This is a genomic window from Streptomyces sp. BE303 (genome assembly GCF_036290945.1).
Lineage (GTDB): Bacteria > Actinomycetota > Actinomycetes > Streptomycetales > Streptomycetaceae > Kitasatospora.
On record NZ_JAQYWZ010000644.1, the window covers coordinates 1 to 443 of the forward strand.

The following is a 443-nucleotide window of genomic DNA, read 5'->3' on the forward strand; positions in this document are numbered from 1 at the left end:
CTCGGCCCCGTCGTCCAGCAGCGCGTCGGAGTCCTGACCGTTGGTTCCGGCGTCCACGCGGAGCTGCTCGACGCGGAGCGACAGCGGGTCGACCCCGGCCCGTTCGAACGCCTCCCACGACGTCTCCAGCAGCAACCGCTGCTGCGGGTCCATCGCCAGCGCCTCGCGCGGCGCGATCCCGAACAGCCCCGCGTCGAACTCACCGGCGGCGGACACGACGCCGCCGTCCCGGGTGTACGTGGTGCCGGGGTGCTCCGGGTCCGGGTGGTAGAGGGCTTCCAGGTCCCAGCCGCGGTCCGTGGTGAACCCGCCCATGGCGTCGGTCCCGGAGGCCAGCAGGTCCCAGAGGTCCTCCGGGGTGTCGGCCCCGCCCGGGAACCGGCAGGCCAACCCGACGATGACGATCGGATCGTCGGTGACCGGCGCGGCCGGAGCGGCCGGTA

The 443-nt window shown here is 74.3% G+C and carries 1 protein-coding gene; it reads right to left on the reverse strand.

Going from position 1 to position 443, the window contains the following annotated elements:
- Positions 1-443 (reverse strand): beta-ketoacyl synthase N-terminal-like domain-containing protein (locus PUR56_RS15265; protein ID WP_329949319.1); only part of this gene is annotated, 443 nt, incomplete at both ends.